This is a genomic window from Shewanella olleyana (assembly GCF_023283825.1).
GTDB classification, from domain to species: Bacteria; Pseudomonadota; Gammaproteobacteria; order Enterobacterales; family Shewanellaceae; genus Shewanella; species Shewanella olleyana.
Genome location: NZ_JAKILD010000023.1, coordinates 47,428 through 64,809, shown reverse-complemented (window position 1 = coordinate 64,809; position 17,382 = coordinate 47,428). Strand labels below are relative to the sequence as shown.

Below are 17,382 nucleotides of genomic sequence, written 5' to 3'. Positions count from 1 at the left end.
GTTATGAAAATGATAATTAAACAAAAACGCCAAATAGGCATGTCGCTTGTTGAGCTAATGGTAGCAATGCTAATAAGCTTATTCCTTTCTGCTGGCTTGTTTTCGATGTTTAACATGTCATCAAGTAATGTCACTACCACGAGTCAGTTTACCCAATTACAAGAAAATGGCCGTATTGCATTAGCCATTATGGAAAGAGACATTAGTCAGCTTGGCTTTTTTGGTGACATTACAGGTACAGATCTACTGTTTAATGTTAACACTACTATTTCTGCAACAGCGGTAACCAGTGATTGCGTTGGTGATGGACTCAACAATGCTACCTTTCCTGTAAATGTTCCTGCTCATTTCAGACGATTGTGGGGATATGAGCAGGGAAGTGGCGGTTCAACGTTAAATTGTGGCGCTGCAATAAACCCAATAAGTGGTACAGATGTCATTCAAATAAAAAGACTTATAGGTCCTGAAACAACAGTTCAAGACTCAAATCGATATTACGCTTCGGTAACATCAAATGAAATCGAATTTTTTAATGGAAGTAGTGCTGCGCCAAACAAATTAAATAGTCGTGTTTGGGAGTATCAGCATCATATATATTTTATTAAAAATGATAACGGTATACCGATATTAAGTAGAAAAACATTGAATATTTCAAAAGGTATGAATAATGAAGATCAGTTAGTTGAAGGGATTGAGAATGTCCGTTTTCTTTATGGTTTTGATGATGATGGAGACTCAACGCCTGACTCATTCATGTCTGCAGAAGATGTGAGCACAGTCATGTGGGATAACCAAGGTTTTCAGCGCCTAGTGGCTGTAAAAATTTATGTACTAGTTCGTTCAATTCAAGAAGATAACAGTTATGAGAACGAAATAACATATCAATTAGGCGATAAATCTATAGCAGCGACTAATGATAAATTTCGAAGAAAGGTGATGTCGACGACAGTTGTACTTGATAATCCCGTCTTGATTAGAAACTAATACTTAGGTTACTACAATGATTAAATCAATAAAAAACCAACAAGGGATGGTGTTATTTTTCTCTTTAGTTGTCCTAATCGTTATGACTATTATTGGCGTTGCTTTAGCCGTTAATTCCAGTCAATCATTGAGAATGGCTGGTGCAGGTAGTGATAGAGTTTCTGCGCTTGCACAAGCACAAGGCGGTCTAAATATCGTCATCAACGACAATGTTTCCCACAGCTTTAGTACTAGAATAGTAGATGGAACTGCGACAGAAATGGATGGAAATCAAAATATTAAATTAATGCCTGAGGATAACCCAGGAATCGATGTTAATTGTCAACGCACAGAAAAAGCGAGTGCGGCGAATTTAATTAGTTGTAGAAGGCTTGAAGTATCGAGCTCTGCGACTTTTGGCCGTAGTGGTGTCGGTCAACTCACCGTCACAACGGGCGTTGAGCAAGAAGTGCTTACGGGGAGTTAATTATGATTAAGAAAATAACCAGTTTTGCTTTAGGATTTATGAGTATAGGTTTAGCAGCCGGAAGTTTTGCTGATGATACAGAATTATATGTACTAGAAACATCTGCAAGAAGTAACTCTAACCCTCAAGTTTTAATCATATTTGACACTTCAGGCAGTATGGGGGGCGATGATAATACTTCAAGTGATTTCACCGCTCCTAGGTTTCATGTGCAATCCTCTTTAGGAAGCTCCACCAAGCTATATTTTTCAACTGATCCTGAAGTGATCCCTGCAGCGAGTAGTAATCAATATTTCTTAAATGGAATTAACGGCTGTGATTCATCTTCCGGTTTTCTTAATGAATATGGGATGTATACGGGATATTTTAGAGAGTATCAAAGTGGAAAATGGGTTGAGTTTCCAGCTGACGACGGTTCGGCTATTAGTACTGTTGACTGTTATGAAGATATTGCAGATTCAAATACAAATAATGCAAGCGGTTCTGGTTACCCTGTGGATGGATTAGCTTCCCCTTATGATGCTGATATTGAAAAAGCTAAATTGACCGAGTTTGGTTTAGGAAATCCATTGAGTATTTATACCGAACAATATGTCACTTGGTATCATGATGACAGTAAGCCTAATGGCAAAACTGACAGTATCCCATATAAGCGAATGGATGTTGCTAAAAGGGTATTACAAGAAGTTATTACTAATACACCAGGTGTTGATTTCGGTATCGAGATTTTTAATTATAACACAGGCGGTTCGACAAGTGATCCTAGGGATGGGGGGCGTATCATTGCGGGTATTAGCCCTTCATCTGTTGCGAATAAAAATGCATTGAATTCTACCATTGAAGATTTAGTTTCAATTTATCGTAATCACACCCCCTTATGCGAAACCTTATTTGAAGCTTATAGCTACATGTATGGTAAATCTGTCACGTTTGGGCACGATACAGGTAATTCTATAGGTACAGATAAAAACCCAACATATGACTCATCCGTAGAAAATGCAGCTGGTACTTCATATATTTCTCCCTTTATTGACAAACAGTGTCAATCAAATGCATCAATCATTTATGTGACTGATGGGGTTCCAAACAAAGATACTGCAGCTGATAATGCAATAAAAACACTATTAGGCTTAGATACCTCAACGGGTAGTGGATCTGTAACTGGTAATGTTGGTGGAAATTTAATGCCACCATTAGCTGGTTGGATGGCAAATAATGATGTTAATTCTAATGTACCAGGTGTACAAGCTGTAACGACTTATACTATTGGTTTTAGTGAAGGAGCTGAAGCAGCTAAAGAGATTTTAGAAAAAACTGCTGAATTAGGTAAAGGAAAATATTATTCAGCACTAACCGCATCAGCTCTACAAGCATCCTTGTTAAAAGCCTTAGCTGCTATTAAAGAAGATAGCGCAAGTTTTTCATCTCCTTCAGTTGCTTTAGATAAAACTCAAACTGGCGATGATGCATATTTCGCAATGTTCTTACCCGATGAAGGCCCGAGGTGGTCAGGTAATTTAAAGAAATTCAAAGTCAGTGATAATGGTACATTACTCGACCAAAATGATGCAGAAGCTCTAGATGATACAGGCTTTATTGCGGAAGATGCTTGCCCACTTTGGACGACTGCTGCTGTATGCAGTGGAGCCAATTACGAAGGTTATGATGTTTCAGATGGTGGCGTAGCAGAGGTTTTAAGAGAGCTTCATAAGACGGATGTTAGTACAAGAAAAGTATTAATTAATAAAGGGTCATCAGGTGCACTTGTTTCCTTTAGCAAAGCTAATGCGCAACAGAATAGCCATTTAAATACAGATGCTAAATTAGCTGCGCACATGGGGGTTGAAGAGAGTGCTCTTGGAGACTCATTTAAGTGGGCAATGGGAGAAAATGTTGATGATGAAAAATATGACGAAACAAATAATAGCACTGCAGCGCCTTACCTTAGAAAAGACATCATCGGCGATCCACTTCATTCACGACCACTAGTTATAAACTACGGAAACTCTTCATCCCCAGACATACGTATTTTAATGGGAACAAATCATGGTTTCTTACATATGTTCAAAGATGAGGAAACGGGTGGAGTTAGCTCAGTTTCAGAGTCTTGGGCCTTTATGCCAACAGAGTTACTCCCAAATATTAAGGGACTAAGAGATAATCCTAAAACGGGTGTCCATTCAATTTATGGAATAGATAGTACCCCTGTTCCTTATATTGAAAGAGATGGTGATGGAAAAGTCACTAAAGCATGGTTATTTGTAGGTATGAGACGTGGAGGTTCTTCTTATTACGCGCTTGATATCACTAGCCCAGATTCTCCAAGCTTGAAATGGATATCCTCGACCAGTACGTTTAATTTTATGGGGCAATCATGGGCTGAGCCTGTAGTAACAAAGGTACCTGGCTGGCCTGCAGGTGCAACCGCTGCTAGTACAGCTAGTCCTGTCATTATTGTAGGTGCAGGTTATACGCCTGCCACAAAAGATGGCTCTGGAGTTGGATCAAATGATACGACAGGAGCTGGTATTTATATTATCGATGCTGATACAGGAGCAAAAGTTCATAGTTTTGGCTTGTCGGGAAGTGATACAGTCATTCCAGGATTGGAAGATAGTATTCCCAATCAAGTTGCAATATTAGATAGTAATAACGATCAATTGACCGATAGGATATATGCTACTGATACTGGTGCTAATGTTTGGAGGCTCGATCTACCTGGCTTACCTACAAATACTTCAGCTCCTTGGAGTGCTTTTAAATTTGCGAGTCTTGGGGGAAACACTACGACTTCAGACATTCGTTTCTTTTCTGCCCCTGTAGTTGCTCAGACCTCGTTCAGCAATATTGCAGAACATACACATACAGATACTGAAGGAAATTCAACAACGTCTAATACTTATCAAAATATCCCATATGATGCAGTTGTTATTGGTAGTGGCCATAGACCTCATCCACTTGATAAGGAAAGAAGTGATAGATTCTTTACCTTGCAAGATCGCAATATTATAACTAAGTCTTATAGTTCTGCTGCAGGAAATGAAGCTCCTGAAGCTCTTGAGTTAATTGATCTTTATAATGTCACAACTGAGTCTCCTTCATCTGATAGTGAGGCAATAACTTTTGGTACCAAGCGTGGTTGGTATTATAATTTTGCAGATACTGGTGAAAAATCTTTATCGGCCGCAACAATAGTCTACGGAAGGGTATTTTTTACTTCTTACGTTCCTGAAACAGGAGCTTCAGATGAAGCATGTTTAGTTCCTGGACAAGGTCGACTATATGGATTTGATTTACACAAAGGTGCTAGAAGTTATTCTTACTCAGAAGATTACTTCTCGATGGGCGAGCAAGTACCAGATACACCTCAAATCTTCATTTCAAGTCCGGATGAAAATGGTGACTCATCTACTTACTTTATAACTCCTGATCTGCCTATGGAAAAAGTTGATGGTAGTGAACCAGATGGTTGTGCTGAAGGTGATGATAAGTGTATTGGTGGTGGTTTAGGTGTTAATCGAATTTATTATCATCAGAATGAGAATTAATATGTGTTTGAATAATAAGAAAAGTTGTGGTTTTACGTTAATAGAAGTAATGATTACTGTCGTCATAGTTGGGATTTTGGCCTCTATTGCTTACCCGAGTTATACTCAGTTTGTAGCCAAAGGGGCAAGAGCTGATGCACTTTCAGGTTTAATGAATATAGCAAATCGACAAGAGCAATTTTATTTAGATCATAAGACTTTTACTAAGGATATGCAGGCACTTGGTATGGCAGCGGATCCATATATTGTAGATAACGGCTATTATAAAATAGATGCTTCTGTAGGAGATGCAACCAAATATACATTACAAGCAACAGCTATTGGCACACAAGCAACTCGTGACTCCGGTTGTGCTGTCATTGAAATTACGTCTGATGGGATTAAAACGCCCGCTGAATGTTGGTCTAATTAATTAGAGAATCATTCAAATTTGGATCAAAAAAAGCGTTTATGGATTTTATGCCATAAACGCTTTTTATTTAATTAGGATGTGATAAATAGAGTCGCTAGGAAGTACAGTCTACTCCGTCAGTAATTAACTGTACTCTACCAGAGGCACTTAGAGAAACTTGTCTAGAATGACTACTATCAGTCGCACCAGGGCAATAAGTAATGGTCTGAGCATTTGAACCACTTACTAAGCCATCAGGATTAAATGTCACATTTGAACTTGAACTCGCTTTAATGTAATCACTATCTTTAAATGCATCAACATAACGTAAAACATCGGTGTTATTGTCTTTTACACCATTTTGGTCATCATCAATAAAAATAGTAAATCCATCAATCCAATCACTAGTGCACCCTGTTCCATCACCAGGGCATACAGTCACTCTTCTACCAAAGCTGACAGCTTGATTCCGTGCGAACACGAAAGCTGACTCTATTGAACTGGCAGCTGAACGACTTCTACTGCTTTCATACAGATAAGTGAGTGAAGGCACTGCTATTCCTATTAATATAGCTGCAACAGCTAAAGTCACCATTAACTCAACTAACGTAAATCCTTTGGTAAATCCTTTTTTTATTTGATACATGCATATTTCCTCAGCAACTATGCTATTTAGTATAAGGTAATATGTCTGTTAAATCAGTGTATTTGTAAATCTAAAGTTTACGTATTTCTGACTCGTAAACGCTAAGTCTGTTTACATTCAATACTTTTATCTTTTGAAAATCGAATTCGACCTGACTGATTTACAATCACCGCTTTTGAGTAAGGACTATTAAAACTGCCTGGGCAATATCTAAAAGTGCCGTTAGTGCCTGAGGCTAAACCGTCGGGCTGGAATCTAATAGACTTGCGATTATAATAAGAAATATCTTCTTCGTTAAAGGGGCCCATCACAAATAAGACGGTATCGTTACCTTCTAAAGAGTTTGATTGTCCGCCATCGGTGAAGACGGTAAAACCATTTTGCCAATCGTTAACACATTGGTTAGCTTCTATCGGGCATACAGTCACCCGAGTCCCATAGCTAACGGCATGGTTTCTAGCTAATTGAATCACTTGCTGAATTGAGCCTATGTTACTTTTGCTTCTTGTATGAAGGAATAAGCTTTTCAGGGAAGGGCTAGCAACAGAAGAGAGTATGCTAACGATAGCTAATGCAACGAGTACTTCCACTAGGCTAAAGCCAGTTGGTTTGCGGTTCATAAAATCATCCTTGATTATGTTATTCAGCAATCCCGCTGAATATTTAGGCAGTAAGTATAGGAGATTATAACGAGCTTGCTAGTTCTGACTGTTTTGAAATATTTTATTAATTCACAAGCAAAACAATTATTGATCCAGTAAGATAGCTAACGATTTAAATCTTTAATATTTCAACGTATTTTTGTGTGTGTTTAAAAGCATAATAATACTGCCCAAGTGAACAGGAGTGATTGATGAAAAAAGTAGAAGCCATTATTAAACCATTTAAACTTGATGATGTGCGTGAGTCACTTGCGGAGATAGGTATCACTGGCATGACTGTGTCAGAAGTTAAAGGTTTTGGCCGCCAGAAAGGACATACAGAGCTTTATCGCGGTGCGGAATATATGGTCGACTTTCTTCCAAAAGTAAAAATTGAACTGGTTATTCAAGACGAGCAATTAGATCAAGCGATTGAAGTGATTGTCGATACAGCTCGAACGGGCAAAATAGGTGATGGTAAGATTTTTGTCACTGATGTTGAGCGTGTGATTCGAATTCGTACTGGTGAAGAAAACGAAGAAGCGGTTTAATTGTCTCTGTTTGTTGTCATCAATAAATAAAAAAAGCCTCTTACCGATAATTGTTAAGAGGCTTTTTTGTCATTATTGGAGTACAAATTCACCGAGCTGTTGAAGAGTCTCTGATTACTGGTTCTGGAGTAAATATCAACGACTTTTTCTCAACGGTTTCCTTACTGTTAGCTATCAGCAGTTCGGTGGCAACTCTAGCAATTTTTACATTTGGCTGATGCACAGTCGTCAATTTAGGCCAAGTTTGGCGCGAGAATGGGCTGTCCTCAAAGCCGACAATTGAAAGGTCCTTTGGTATATCTAAGCCGGCTAATCTTGCTGCAAATAAGGCTCCTGCTGCAATTTCATCATTACACGCGACGAGTGCCGTAGGGCGCTTAGGCATGTTAATCAATTTATTAGCACCTTCAACCCCAGATTCAAATGAGTATTGTCCGTCTAACACCCAATCGTTTTCTACTGAAAGTTGATTTAGAACTAAGGCATCTTTAAAACCAGTGAGACGCTCTTTAGTTGATTCGTGGTGTTGATCGCCACTCAAGAAACCGATATCAGAATGCCCCATATCAATAAGGTGTTGTGTTATCTCAAGTGCACCGTGTTTATCATTGACAAGTACTGTCAGTCCATTTTCAGAATCTGTACTTTCCCCTGCAATAATTCTTACGTAATTTGCGTCTATGTCATCTAGTGCAGCAAGAATTTTGGGATTTTCAGACATTGGAGGGGTGAGCACTAGACCTGACAGACGTGAATGCTTAACCATTTTGGTAAGCTCTTCACAAATACCTTCCGACTTAGCATCACAGGGGTGGATGAGTAGCTCGTAGCCTTTATCCTGACAGGCCGACAAAATACCATTTTGCATATCAATGACATAGTAAGCATTGGGGTTGTCGTAAATAAATCCAATAACGTATGACTTAGTACTCGCTAGATTCCTAGCCGCTAGATTAGGTTGATAATTTAATTCGCTAATTGCAGCGTTAACTTTGTCAATTGTAGCCTGCCTCACCGAGGTCTCTTTGTTAGTGACTCGTGAAACAGTTTTAATTGATACGCCAGCATGTTTGGCAACATCATTGATGGTTACTTTCATTATTATTTTGCTCTTTGATTCAGGCGACTAACTTAACAGATTTTCATCTCTGTTTAATAACATTTATCCCCCAATAAATTGTTATCAAAGCATCTGTTAGACGAAATAAGCTAAGTTGAATTGACACTAATAGTGCTTATTTTTAATGAAATAGGCAATGGCCTATTGTCCTTCTGGTTGGATGAGTCAGCATTTAAAAATAAATGTAGCAAAAATGATACAAGTTAATTTCCTATGTAGGCATTTGTTTTTAAATGACTTTATGTATCTCAGTACTCCTTTGTACATTGTTTTTCGAACAGAAAAAACACGTTAAAGTTATTTTGTTGTGGCAAGCCTGTTAATAATTGTGTAATGTTTGCTCTAAGACATGACAGCGTTGTCATTCCAGTTGGAATGGTTATGTATCCTAAAACGATAATAAAGTTATGGAAGGGAAATGAAGATGCGACCTATTAATTTTAAGAAAAATGTTTTAGCAACTAACATTGCTATTTTACTTGGCAGTATGGTTTCGGTAGGCGCTATGGCTGCTGATGCTGAAACAGCTGAAGAAAACATTGAGAAAATTGAAGTAAAAGGCATGCGTGCCTCGATGAAGGCTTCAGTTAACGACAAGCGTTTTTCAAATTCAGTTGTAGATGCGGTAACCGCAGAAGATATTGGTAAATTTCCTGATGGTGACGTGGGTGAGTCATTAGGACGTATACCTGGTGTATCTGTGAGCCGTCAGTTTGGTCAAGGCCAAGGTGTTTCGATACGTGGCGCTTCAAGCAGCTTAACGCGAACACTATTAAATGGCCATTCAGTTGCTTCAACAGGTTGGTTTGACCAACAGTCAATTGACCGTAGCTTTAACTACAGTTTATTGCCGTCAGAAATGGTTGGTGGAATTGAAGTTTATAAATCGTCTCAGGCTGATTTACCTGAAGGCGGTATCGGTGGCACAGTCATCGTTAAAACACGTAAACCACTAGATTTAGATGCTAACTCAGTATTCTTGAGCGCTAAAGGTGATTACGGGACTATTTCTGAAGAAACAGATCCTGAATTATCAGGTTTATATAGCTGGAAAAATGAAAACGAAAACTTCGGTTTTCTAATCTCAGCAGCGGGTTCAGAAACAAGTTATCAACGTAACGGAATAGAATCATTAGTCGGTTGGGGTGATATTGTTCCTACTACCTTTGAACAAGAGCGTGAACGAACAGCGATTAATGGTGCGCTACAATATAGCCCGACAGATAACTTGAATTTTGGTCTAGATTTCATGAGTCTGGATATGAAAGCCAATAATGCCAATACGTCGTTATTCACCATGTTCCCTGCTATGGCTGGGGATACTGAAGAAGAAGCAGCAGCTCGCAAAGAAGCAGCTTGTGAACAGAAGAACTCTTTGGGCACTTGTACTTTCTATCGCCGTGATGGTAATGGTGAAAATCCTGGTTGGGCACAAACTTGGGCTCGCCAAGCAAGCATGGACTCAAATACTTACGACTTCAATTTCGATTATGAAAATGACAGCTTCAAAGTTGAAGGTCGCGTCGGTAATACTAAGTCTGAAGGCGGTACAGAATTAACGTCGAACTATGGTTTCTGGTTAGGTACAGCTGCTGATTACGCAGGTACTTACGATGCAACGGGTGAAATCATTAAAATTGATGTCGCGAATAAAAACTTCACAGCAGATGATTTCGGTGGTCAATTATCACCTGCAGGTTGGGCACTTAAAAAACAGCCAAACTCGGATGAAGAAACTTATGCACAACTCGACTTTACTATCCCAACTGATTTAGGAGCGATTACCTCATTTAAAACTGGTATTCGTTATGCTGATCATGATGTTAGCATGTTAACGTTACCTGCTAACGTTAGAACAGATATTGAAGCAAAAGATGCATCAGCTTACTACAACGGCCAAATTTCATCAGGGGCTGGTTATACTCTACCTAAGCCTGATATGGATGCCATGCTACGTGATGCTAAGGCTGCCGTTGATGGTTTTGCTACCGAAGGTCTTGTATATGGTGCAGGTTACGGCACTATTAATGAAGAAAACCTATCTTTATATTTAATGGCTAATTTTGAATCTGACGGCATGCGCGGTAACTTCGGCTTACGTTATATTTCAACAGATGCTTCTTCAGATTATTTCGAGTTGCAAGAAAATGGAACTTATGCTGAAGATTTGAGCACAGCAGATGCAAGCTACAGCGATGTATTACCGAGTGTTAACATTGCATTTGATGTAGCACCAGATGTCATCATTCGTACTTCTGCATCACAAGTGATTTCACGTCCTAACTATGCAGATATGTTTGCTGCTTCAACATTACAAGGTTACAACGATGATGTTGCAGGAAATGAAGTGCTTAGTACTGGCAATATCGCCCTTGAGCCATTTAAAGCGACGCAAGCTGATTTAGGTGTGGAGTGGTACTTTAGCCCTGATGGATTAATGGGCGTGTCATACTTTATTAAAGACGTTAGCTCGTTTATAACTTCTTCACAGAAGTTAGATCAAAGTATTGGTATTACTGACCCTCTATCAGGCGAAGATAACTGGACTGTATCTTCTAAGAAAAACGGTACTGGTGGTCAAATTCAAGGTATAGAGCTTCAAATTCAAGATGGTTTCGATAACGGTTTTGGTTACTCTGCGAACTACACTTTTGCAGATTCAGATGCCGCAGCTGAAAACTATCCTGATGAAGTGAATGTTTTCTCTGACTCATCAGAGCATACAGTTAATTTAGTGGGTTACTATGAAATGCACGATTTCTCTGCTCGTGTTGCCTATAACTGGCGTAGCGAGTACATGATGCGTGAATTACCAGGTTTCTACGGTAACCGTGAGCATCAAGATTTCGGAACACTTGATTTAAGTGCAAACTACAACATCACTGAATACTTAGGTATTTCATTTGAAGTTGTTAACTTACTTGAAGAAGACAGTGTTCAATTAGGTGTTGCACCTGATGATGCTGAAGTTAAACCTGAGCTTAAAGGTGGATACCCAGCATGGAGCTTCGAAGGCGAAGCTCGTTATAAAGTGGGCTTAAACCTACGTTTCTAAATAATATTTAGTCTCGTAAATTTGATAAAAAAGCCTAGCAAATTGCTAGGCTTTTTTATTTAATAACAAAAATAATAATAAACTATGAGGTCGATATGGAAGTACAGCACATAGTCATCATTGGTGGTGGAACAGCAGGATGGCTAGCGGCAAATCATATTGGCAAAGCTGCTCAATTATTGCCTAATGTCACAGTGACACTAATCGAATCTCCAGATATTCCAACCATTGGTGTCGGAGAGGGGACTGTTCCTGCGATTAAGCAATCGCTGCAAAGCTTTGGCATTCGAGAAACGGACTTTATTCGAGACTGTGATGTCAGCTTTAAGCAATCAATTAAGTTTTGTAATTGGCTAGATAGGCATAAACATGGCGACAATAACAGTTACCATCATTTATTTGATGCCCCAAGTCCGCTTGGAACTGATTTAACACCACATTGGTTAAGTCAGTTTGCTAATCAACCTAACGCTATTCCAGCTTATTCTGAAATGGTGTCGCCGCAGCATTATATTTGCGAAGCCTTAAAAGCACCTAAGTTAATCACGACTCCTGAGTATGGTGGAAAGGTCAGTTACGCGTATCATCTTAACGCTGCAAAATTCGCAAAACTATTAGCGAGTAATGCAACCAGTAAATTTGGCGTTACTCACCTTAAGGCCAATGTGCTTGATGCTGATATAGATAATGAAGGGAACCTGACTGAGCTAAAAACAGATAAATTAGGCAACTTAACATTCGACTTCTTTATTGATTGTAGTGGCTTTGAGTCAATTTTATTGGCGAAAAAACTACAAGTGCCATTTGTCGATAAATCGAAACAATTATTTGTAAACAAAGCCATTGTAGCTCAAGTTCCCATTACAGAAGAACATGCTATTCCGCCTTATACTATTGCCACGGCACACCAAGCAGGTTGGGTGTGGGACATTGCACTACCTGAGAGGCGTGGAACAGGCTTTGTTTATTCAGATAACCATATGTCAGCCTCCCAAGCCGAGCAAAAGTTTAATCATTACCTTGGTGGTAAGTTAGATTCATTACCCCATCGAGAGATCCCGATGAAAGTGGGTTATCGAGAAAAATTTTGGTTTAAAAACTGCGTGGCATTAGGACTTGCTCAAGGATTTTTAGAGCCCATTGAAGCCACATCTATCCTATTGACAGACTTTGCTGCTAGTTACCTCGCTAAGCGCTTACCGCAAACAATGGCGCAAATGCCAGCGTTATCAAAGCGGTTTAACGATACGATGACCTATGCGTGGGAAAGGGTAGTCGAGTTTGCCAAGTTACACTATTGCATTTCAGATAGAGTGGATTCAGACTTTTGGATTGATAATCGACACCCTGAATCTATACCGTCGACATTAAAACAAAAGATGATGCTGTGGCAAAACTTTAGCCCGCTAACTGATGATTTATTCTCACGCTTTGAAGTGTTTAATATCGATAACTATCTGTATGTATTGTATGGCATGAAATATCACACTCAGACTGCTGTAAATAGCGATTCATATAACCAGATTGCTCTAAAACAAGTAGCTCAGATACAGCAAATCGGTCAAAGTTTAGCCGCTGAGTTACCTGAACACAGAACTTTATTAAATAAAATTAACCAGTTTGGCTTGAAAACAATCTAATTAGTCCCAATTACCTTATGTAGCTGGTGGTACTTTATTTCTCAATACGGTAACGTTAGCAACAGATAAATGATAGTGGATGGTTTACACATGGACATTCACTAAGGCGCTATTCATGCTGCATCATTTAAAAATTGTGGAATTACATTTTAATCTACAAGCGAAATTGTAAGACGGAAAATTAAACAAAAAGGGACTTGAATCCCAATTTATATTTTTATTGATTAGAAGCGCCTGAAGGAGCCAAGATGTCTAACCAAATTACGTTACTTGAACATGCAAAGCACGGTGATCTTAAAATTACACCATCAAGCTATGGCCATGTTGCAGATCAACATATTGTTCCAGTAACTTTGCATGAAATTGCTCGTGCAGCCACTGAATACCCTATTGTATTCGTTAAAAATAGTGACAACGGAGAGTTTCAAGCTGTTGCCATGCTAGGTTTAAAGCCTGGTCAAAACCTAAGTGTTAAAGACGGTAAGTGGCAAGGACTATACATTCCTGCTGTTGTGCGTGACTACCCACTTGGTTTAGTGTTGAATCCAGAGGTTAAAGACAAAGTATGGATTGGTATTCGCGAAGAAGCAGCCGAAGTGAGCAAGACTGAAGGCCAAGCGTTATTTAACGGCGAGAAAGAATCTGAATACCTAGAAAACCGTAAGAAAGCATTAATTGCTCATTTTGAACAAGATCAAGCAAGTCGTAATATATTAGGTTTCTTAGCAGAAAAAGAATTACTGACAACTCAAACATTAACTGTTGATGTCGCTGGTGAAAAGCGCAATATCAATGGTTTATACTTGATTGATGAAGCTAAATTAAATGAGCTTTCTGATGAAGATTATTTAGAACTTAGAAAACGCGGCCTATTAGGCCCTATCTACGGTCACTTATCTTCACTAAACCAAGTAAACCGTTTAGCACGTACAGAGATCATGTCTAAGGCATAATCTTTAAAAGTGTAATTTAAAGGCACTGTTATTCTCTTGTCGAGATACAGTGCTTTTTTATTGGCTTAACACTGTTCCTCTTGTGAGAAAAGTACCTCCTGTCATAAAAGCACCTCTTGTAATAGAAGTACCTCTTGTAATAAAAGTACCTTTTGTCAGCAAAGTCACCATTTAGATAGCCTTATTCAGGCCATTATTAATCTTCTTAAGCTTGTTTTAATAAATGAATTTATCTTAACTTATTGTTTTAAAATGGTATAAAACACCATTGTTAAATAAGTGTATCTAATCGTCAGATAAATGTAGAAATCTGTGATTTATTTCTGTAGATTATAAATGACAGCGTTGTCATTGCTTGTGTGATTCGTTGTTTTAAGGTCCACATGGATAAGGAAGAGGTCTTTTGTCCATGTTTTAATTGTATTTCGGTCGGGCGAAGTACAATTAATTTTTATACTTTTAGTCTCTCCCCAGAAACGAGTATAAGCTGGGTTCATCCTATTGTTCCCAGCTATTTTTTTATCTGCAGTTAGCTAATTTTTCCAAAGTGCAGTTTTTAAATAAACTCGTGAATAAGGCAAACTTGATAAGCTGAATAGGGAGTTTCACAGGCAGTGCATATCCAAAATAAGAATTTTAAATATTAATTGTCGCTTTAGGGATAAACTGAGGAATTTATGAAAAAGACCATTATTGCATCTGCTTTATTATTGTCACTTGGCCTAGCAGGTTGTCATCATTCATCACCTGAAAGTGAGTCTACAAACACTCAGCAAATTCCTACTGCTTCAGATAGCGACCAGATTGCTAAGCAAGGCAAATGGGATCAAGCATCTTTAAATAAGTTCGCACAAGAATTAAAAGTGACTTATCGCATGGTGACCAATGTGCCTGAAGAAGCTTGTGCACCTGAACAAAAAGGTGAGCGCTGTTTTATTGCCGAAATAGATTTTATGAGCCCATCAGGCAGCAACAACAGCAATTGGTCAATTTTTTATAGTCAAATGCGCCCAGTGCAAAAGGTGCTAAGTCCTGAGTTTTCAATTAGCCGTGTGCAGGGGGACTTACACCAAATAACCCCAACAGATGCTTTCAAAGGTTTTTCTGCTGGTGAGGTTAACACGCTGAAATTTCGAGGTGAGTTGTGGCAATTATCTGAAACGGATCCTATGCCGAACTATTACATAGTGGTTGAAGGGTTAGAGCCTGTTGTCATCGCGAGCACTAAAGTGAGTATCGACAGTGAGACTGGTATGGAGCAAAGGCCTTATGTAGAAGCATTCACAGATGCTAAAAAGCAATATCGCCGCACTGAAAACGATAAGATTGTTTGGGCTAAAGCCAATGTACTGTTTGATAACAATCAAGATGTATCTTTAAGTGAAGACCTGACTGAAAACAGTATTATTCCTACACCGTCATCTGTATCTGTTACTTCAACAAATAAACCTGTGGATTTAGCGCAGGGTATTAATATTAATTACAATCAAGTTAACCCTAAACATGTTGCAGCGGCTTTAGAGAGATTATCGCGTTTAGGTGTGTCACCGAATGAAAACGGTGTGCCATTAAATTTGGTTACGGATAAACAATTAACCATTGCCGGCAGTTATAAACTCGATATTAGTGATAAAAATATTAACGTTTCAGCCGCAAATGATGCTGGTTTTTCATATGGTATAGCGTCAATCACTGCACTTTTAGCCACTGATGATTTAACGGTAAATACCCTCAGCATAGCTGATGCACCTCGCTATGACTTTCGCGGTATGCATGTCGATGTCGCGAGAAACTTTCATAGTAAGCAAATGATATTAGATCTTATTGATCAAATGGCAGCCTATAAGCTTAACAAGCTGCATTTGCATATGGCTGATGATGAAGGTTGGCGTTTAGAAATTGATGGTCTGCCTGAATTAACCGACATTGGCAGTAAACGTTGTCATGACTTAACCGAGACGAGGTGTTTGATCCCGCAATTAGGTAGTGGCCCTTTTGCTGATAGTCAAGTTAACGGTTTTTACAGCAAAGCTGATTATATAGAGATTTTACAATACGCAACGGCACGTCAAGTTGAAGTGATCCCATCAATGGACATGCCAGGGCATTCTCGCGCGGCAATAAAATCAATGGATGCGAGATATCGTAAATTTGTTGCTGCAGGAGATACGGCAGCTGCTAATGAATACTTACTTTCAGATGCCGAAGATAAGACAGTTTATTCATCGGTTCAATATTACAGTGATAACACTTTAAATGTATGTATGGAGTCGACTTTCAACTTTGTCGATAAAGTCATTAGTGAAATAGCTAAATTGCATCAACAAGCTAATCATCCATTACATCGATACCATATAGGGGCCGATGAAACAGCTGGCGCTTGGAAGCAATCCCCACAATGTCTCTCTTTTGTTGAGAATAATGATAAAGGCGTTTCTTCGGTGGATGATTTAGGGGCTTACTTTATTGAGCGATTATCGAATTCATTAGCTGCTAAGGGAATTGAACCGGCAGGTTGGAGTGATGGTATGGGCCATACTAACCCTGCAAATATGCCAGCTAAAAGTCAAAGTAACATTTGGGATGTTATCTCTCATGGCGGTTATAAGCTTGCACACACTCAGGCTAATTTAGGCTGGGATGCAGTACTATCAACACCAGAGGTGCTTTATTTTGATTTCCCTTATGAAGCTGATCCAAAAGAGCATGGCTATTACTGGGCAGGTAGAGCTCAAAATAGCCAAAGAATATTTAATTTTATGCCTGATAACTTGCCAGCAAATGCAGAGCAATGGACAGATATCGAAGGGAATGCATTCACTGCAGATGACACCATCAAGCTTGATGAAGCGGGACAAGTCATCTCACAACCTTTGAAGAAAGGTCATGGCTTTAGCGGTATTCAAGGGCAAATCTGGAGTGAGACGATACGTAGCGATGATGTCGCTGAATATATGATGTATCCGAGAGTGTTAATGTTGGCTGAAAAAGCGTGGCACAAAGCGCAGTGGGAAGTGCCATATCAATATGAAGGTGCCGTTTATAATCAGCAGTCAGGTTACTTTACTGCCGAAATGCGTCAGCAACAGCAACAGCAATGGAATGGCATCGCCAATACTCTAGGCCACAAAGAGTTAGCGAAACTGGATAAAGCTAACATTGCTTATCGTATACCGACAGTCGGCGCTAAGATCATTGATGGCAAACTACACGCTAATATTGCATTTCCAGGTTTACAGATTGAGTATCGAGATGAAGCAGGTTCATGGACTCAATTTACCACGCCGATAGAGGTAAGCGGCAAAGTTGAAGTGCGCGCGATAGCGCCGGACGGAAACAGAAAAGGTAGAAGCTTGATTTTATAATTGAGTCACTATTTAACAAAAA

At 39.1% G+C, this 17,382-nt stretch carries 12 protein-coding genes; 9 read left to right on the top strand and 3 right to left on the bottom strand.

Annotation, left to right across the window (positions count from 1 at the left end; genetic code table 11):
* Positions 1 to 3 precede the first annotated feature (3 nt).
* From L2735_RS15935 to L2735_RS15920, 4 genes are read left to right on the top strand one after another with little or no spacing between them, the layout of a single operon-like run.
* Positions 4 to 984 (top strand): PilW family protein, encoded by a 981-nt coding sequence (locus L2735_RS15935; protein ID WP_248985647.1) that lies wholly within the window; start codon positions 4 to 6, stop codon positions 982 to 984.
* Positions 985 to 1,012: 28 nt separating this feature from the next.
* Positions 1,013 to 1,450 carry a pilus assembly PilX family protein gene (locus L2735_RS15930; RefSeq protein ID WP_248985661.1) on the top strand — a complete coding sequence of 146 codons (438 nt, stop codon included), beginning with the start codon at positions 1,013 to 1,015 and terminating at the stop codon, positions 1,448 to 1,450.
* 2 nt (positions 1,451 to 1,452) lie between these two features.
* Entirely contained in the window at positions 1,453 to 4,998 is a 3,546-nt protein-coding gene (locus L2735_RS15925) for a pilus assembly protein (RefSeq protein WP_248985646.1), read from the top strand.
* A complete protein-coding gene (locus tag L2735_RS15920; RefSeq protein ID WP_346348145.1) occupies positions 4,961 to 5,410 on the top strand; it encodes a type IV pilin protein in 450 nt (149 codons plus the stop codon). Before L2735_RS15925 ends, L2735_RS15920 begins: the two co-directional genes overlap by 38 nt.
* Before the next feature lie 94 nt (positions 5,411 to 5,504).
* Here L2735_RS15920 and L2735_RS15915 read toward each other — a convergent pair whose 3' ends face one another.
* Both L2735_RS15915 and L2735_RS15910 read right to left on the bottom strand, forming a co-directional pair.
* Positions 5,505 to 6,035, bottom strand: a complete 531-nt coding sequence (locus tag L2735_RS15915; RefSeq protein WP_248985645.1) for a GspH/FimT family pseudopilin — start codon at positions 6,033 to 6,035, stop codon at positions 5,505 to 5,507.
* A 101-nt stretch (positions 6,036 to 6,136) separates the two neighbouring features.
* A complete protein-coding gene (locus tag L2735_RS15910; protein WP_248985644.1) occupies positions 6,137 to 6,655 on the bottom strand; it encodes a GspH/FimT family pseudopilin in 519 nt (172 codons plus the stop codon).
* Positions 6,656 to 6,888: 233 nt separating this feature from the next.
* On the opposite strand from L2735_RS15910, the gene L2735_RS15905 reads away from it, so the two are divergent.
* Positions 6,889 to 7,227, top strand: coding sequence for a P-II family nitrogen regulator (locus L2735_RS15905; protein WP_144210077.1), 339 nt, complete (start codon positions 6,889 to 6,891; stop codon positions 7,225 to 7,227).
* 88 nt (positions 7,228 to 7,315) lie between these two features.
* On the opposite strand, the gene L2735_RS15900 is transcribed toward L2735_RS15905, so the two are convergent.
* Positions 7,316 to 8,326, bottom strand: coding sequence for a LacI family DNA-binding transcriptional regulator (locus tag L2735_RS15900; protein ID WP_248985643.1), 1,011 nt, complete (start codon positions 8,324 to 8,326; stop codon positions 7,316 to 7,318).
* Between the two features lie 445 nt (positions 8,327 to 8,771).
* Between L2735_RS15900 and L2735_RS15895 the strand changes: the two genes are divergently transcribed.
* From L2735_RS15895 to L2735_RS15880, 4 genes are all read left to right on the top strand, one after another.
* On the top strand, positions 8,772 to 11,402 hold the full coding sequence (locus tag L2735_RS15895) for a TonB-dependent receptor (protein WP_248985642.1): 2,631 nt from the start codon (positions 8,772 to 8,774) through the stop codon (positions 11,400 to 11,402).
* Between the two features lie 95 nt (positions 11,403 to 11,497).
* Entirely contained in the window at positions 11,498 to 13,042 is a 1,545-nt protein-coding gene (locus tag L2735_RS15890; protein ID WP_248985641.1) for a tryptophan halogenase family protein, read from the top strand.
* A 248-nt stretch (positions 13,043 to 13,290) separates the two neighbouring features.
* Positions 13,291 to 13,995: a SapC family protein gene (locus L2735_RS15885; protein ID WP_248985640.1), complete on the top strand. Its 705-nt coding sequence runs from the start codon at positions 13,291 to 13,293 to the stop codon at positions 13,993 to 13,995.
* A gap of 677 nt (positions 13,996 to 14,672) precedes the next feature.
* Positions 14,673 to 17,360: a family 20 glycosylhydrolase gene (locus L2735_RS15880; RefSeq protein WP_248985639.1), complete on the top strand. Its 2,688-nt coding sequence runs from the start codon at positions 14,673 to 14,675 to the stop codon at positions 17,358 to 17,360.
* Positions 17,361 to 17,382 lie beyond the last annotated feature (22 nt).

What these genes read in the sequence shown, in the direction of transcription:
- L2735_RS15900 (WP_248985643.1), bottom strand. Translation starts at nt 8,326, where the DNA reads ATGAAAGTAACCATCAATGATGTTGCCAAACATGCTGGCGTATCAATT.
- L2735_RS15915 (WP_248985645.1), bottom strand. Translation starts at nt 6,035, where the DNA reads ATGTATCAAATAAAAAAAGGATTTACCAAAGGATTTACGTTAGTTGAG.
- L2735_RS15925 (WP_248985646.1), top strand. Translation starts at nt 1,453, where the DNA reads ATGATTAAGAAAATAACCAGTTTTGCTTTAGGATTTATGAGTATAGGT.
- L2735_RS15935 (WP_248985647.1), top strand. Translation starts at nt 4, where the DNA reads ATGAAAATGATAATTAAACAAAAACGCCAAATAGGCATGTCGCTTGTT.
- L2735_RS15890 (WP_248985641.1), top strand. Translation starts at nt 11,498, where the DNA reads ATGGAAGTACAGCACATAGTCATCATTGGTGGTGGAACAGCAGGATGG.
- L2735_RS15910 (WP_248985644.1), bottom strand. Translation starts at nt 6,655, where the DNA reads ATGAACCGCAAACCAACTGGCTTTAGCCTAGTGGAAGTACTCGTTGCA.
- L2735_RS15885 (WP_248985640.1), top strand. Translation starts at nt 13,291, where the DNA reads ATGTCTAACCAAATTACGTTACTTGAACATGCAAAGCACGGTGATCTT.
- L2735_RS15895 (WP_248985642.1), top strand. Translation starts at nt 8,772, where the DNA reads ATGCGACCTATTAATTTTAAGAAAAATGTTTTAGCAACTAACATTGCT.
- L2735_RS15880 (WP_248985639.1), top strand. Translation starts at nt 14,673, where the DNA reads ATGAAAAAGACCATTATTGCATCTGCTTTATTATTGTCACTTGGCCTA.
- L2735_RS15905 (WP_144210077.1), top strand. Translation starts at nt 6,889, where the DNA reads ATGAAAAAAGTAGAAGCCATTATTAAACCATTTAAACTTGATGATGTG.